This window comes from Peribacillus sp. P4_B1, from assembly GCF_056402395.1.
In genome coordinates, this window is the sequence record NZ_JBFUHM010000119.1 from 1 (window position 1) to 3,271 (window position 3,271).

Here is a 3,271-nt window from a genome sequence, read left to right on the forward strand (position 1 = left end):
CCCTCCATCTATCTGCTTCATTTACTCTGTACCACCTTCGGCAGTAAGGACTTTGTTTTGTTTCGCAAACTCATCCAATGATACCTAGCCTTATATGAAGTTCGTGTTCCTCAGACCGGAGGTTTGCCGCTTGCTTCCTTCAGATTCCACGTCACCGTGGACACCCTTGCATTAAGCTAACCACTACTACTGCCTTCATGATTCGGGACTTCCACCCTATAGATTGCACCCATGCCGGGCGCACGAAAAGAGCTGCCTTATTGACAGCTCGGATCTCAGCTAACCCGTTAGTAAATCAAAGCATATGATAATGAAAACTAATCTTGATATATTTTTTGAGCTTCATATTTAAATCCATGATACTGATAATTTTGTTTTTTGTACATTTCTCTAGGAGTGTCTTCTCCATCGGCTATTAAGATTACAAGCTTTTCAGAAAATGATTCCATTACAAATTTTTGTAATTTGCTACCTATTCCTTTGTTTCGGAACTTCTCGTCAACAGTTAGGTTATCAATTTCTGCCGTTTCATTGGAGATAATGATATCAACATAGCCTGCTGGATACCCTTTATAAAACGCCAAGACCTGAAGTATATCTTGATCTTCAAATTGACGTTTTATAAGCTCAGTTTTCTGCTCTGCAAACTCAATTCCATACTTTAAATCATGCTGATACTGTAGATTAAGAAGTGTTTCTAGGTTTTTATCTATCACTACTTGAATATCTATATCTGGGTTGTTCCTCAACGTTGGAAAGTGTTTTGGTTGAATAGCATATAATTCTATAAAACCTATTTCATAACCTATATCAGTTAGGTAAGCAATAAGTTCAGTTGTTGTTTTTTTATTAGCAGGAAAATAAAACTTAACATGTTTTTGACCCTTTTTCAGATGATATTCCCTTAAGTAATTTTCAGTTTCTTTAAATTCAGGTAAATACGGTAGATTTGTAAACTCAATAAAATTACTATCATACCTAGTCAACATCTCAGGGTAATGAAAGTGTCTGTATTGGTCATTTTCAGCCACTACTTTTCCAAGCGTATAAATATCTTCAAATGTTATTTGTTTCATTAATAATTCTCCTAATTTAAAGTCTTTTCCCCTATTTTACCACCTTACCATTATTAAACAATCTGGCCCAATTGTTGAATAAAGATCCAACAGCGACTCTTCAACTATCCTGCCCCTATAGTTCCATAAAGAAAAGAGCTGCCACAGCAACCCCATTTGTAGATTTGAAACAAAGTTTGATCAAATTAATCCAAGAAACCTTGATAAATGAATAAATAGAAAGAGCATGTTTTGAAAAAAGATTAATTAAAACATGCCCTTATAATATTTAATTGGATTATTCTTTTATAAAAAAGATTGATCATTTTTGTGTTCCTTATGCAACTAACGCCCCCGTTTGCTTAAATACATTTATTCACAATCCTGTTTAGAAGATCTTTGTTGTTCTAGCTTCTGCCACAATAATTGTAATAGTGGTTATGGACCAACCTAGTGATTTTAAATTTATATGTATCAACCTACTGAGAAAACCTTAAGATTTTCTGAAGTTTAACTGGACCCTATGTACAATTATAAAATGCCACCTATACTTAATAGACATTTAAGTTAATTTTAATTTAGGTTTAATAAATAGCTGACCAATTTGTAATATAGTAGAGACTAGCGTCATCTCAAATGAACAAGAGATGGAAAATACTTAGAAACAATATACTTCATAAAAGGAGATTAATTCTTTTAAAAAAACTTAGCAGTTTCAGCAAATAAAAATGCTACAACCTTCAAGTCTTCAAATGTTAAGCAAGTTACTAGAAGTTACTATTTGATTTTGACATACCAAGGTTTTGGGATTTGTACAACTACACTAGGCGTACTAGCTGATGATATGTTATCAACAAGAAAGATTTGCAGCTATATTAACGCCTTTGTCATTAGAAATTATTGGAAGAAGGTCCTTAAATATGAACAAATCTTTATCGATCACCATGAATCAGGCAAAAGAAATGTTTGCTAAAGTTCCGGAAATTACACTTTACTTTTGGATTACTAAGCTACTGACTACTGGAATGGGTGAAGTAGCATCCGATTATTTATTCGAGAATCTAAATCCGCTTATTTCAGCACCGCTAAGTGTTCTTATTTTCGTAGCCGCAATGATATTACAGTTCAAAGTACGCCGATATATACCAAAGGTCTACTGGTTAGTTGTCATTATGGTTAGTATATTTGGCACAATGGCTGCAGATGTGGTTCGTGTTGGACTGGGCATACCCTACATCGTTTCAACCATTTTCTTTATAGTGGCACTCGCCGTCGTTCTCATAGCTTGGTATTCTAAAGAAAAAACTCTGTCCGTACACAGCATTTTCACCCGTCGCCGCGAGATCTTTTACTGGATCACCGTACTGGTTACATTCGCACTCGGTACCGCAGCAGGGGATATGACCGCATCAAGCATGCACTTGGGCTACTTCTCTTCAGGTTTATTATTTACTTTCTTGCTTGTTATTCCAGCTTTGGGTTACCGATTATTTGGTCTTAATGAAATTTTTGCTTTCTGGTTCGCTTATATCATGACGCGTCCAGTAGGTGCCTCGTTCTCGGATTGGTTAGCAGCGTCACATAGCCACGGTGGTCTGGGGATAGACAAAGGTATAGTGAGCCTTGTTTTACTGATCTTTATTATCCTCCTAGTCATCTTTCGGGGAGGCTCACCCGCAAAAGGCGTAGAATTTAACGATGAAAAGGAAAGAGCATCTTAGTAATTATATGCTGTACCCTGGATGGGTACCCTAATGTAGAGTGAGAGAAATAAATTTAAGTTGTGGGAAACCACTTTAAAGAAAGGAAATTATATATGCGAGAAAACCAAAATAAAATGAAAATTTTAGCTTTGAAAAAAAGATTGATCAAAAGGTCCTCTTGAACCCCCATATTAGCGTAAATAAAAAGAATCCATTTTGAACAATCTTTTTTCAAAATGGATTCTTTTCTTGTGATTTAGTATACAGTTTTTATAAAATACTTTGATTGTTTTTAGTGGTCCTTAATGAACTCCCTCAGTTTAATAGATAATGCTCACGAATACTCGCTTATTCGCAGGATTTCATACCACATGGTATAGGTTGCTTTAGATGAACGAAAGAGATAGGACCGTTTTGATAAGATGAGGGCAGATTGAAATAGGGGATCCATTAAAAATCCCATATTATTACATATGCTGCACGCATTTTCCACGCTGCCCTTGGAGGCTTTCC

At 35.5% G+C, this 3,271-nt stretch carries 2 protein-coding genes; one reads left to right on the forward strand and one right to left on the reverse strand.

Annotated elements, in window-relative coordinates; all coding sequences use genetic code 11:
* Positions 1–317: 317 nt before the first annotated feature.
* Complete coding sequence (locus AC1DVK_RS26600; protein WP_477627794.1) at positions 318–1,076, reverse strand: GNAT family N-acetyltransferase; 759 nt, start codon at positions 1,074–1,076, stop codon at positions 318–320.
* Positions 1,077–1,975: 899 nt separating this feature from the next.
* Between AC1DVK_RS26600 and AC1DVK_RS26605 the strand changes: the two genes are divergently transcribed.
* Entirely contained in the window at positions 1,976–2,776 is an 801-nt protein-coding gene (locus tag AC1DVK_RS26605) for a COG4705 family protein (RefSeq protein WP_089364784.1), read from the forward strand.
* The last annotated feature ends 495 nt before the right edge of the window (positions 2,777–3,271 follow it).

What these genes read in the sequence shown, in the direction of transcription:
- AC1DVK_RS26600 (WP_477627794.1), bottom strand. Translation starts at nt 1,076, where the DNA reads ATGAAACAAATAACATTTGAAGATATTTATACGCTTGGAAAAGTAGTG.
- AC1DVK_RS26605 (WP_089364784.1), top strand. Translation starts at nt 1,976, where the DNA reads ATGAACAAATCTTTATCGATCACCATGAATCAGGCAAAAGAAATGTTT.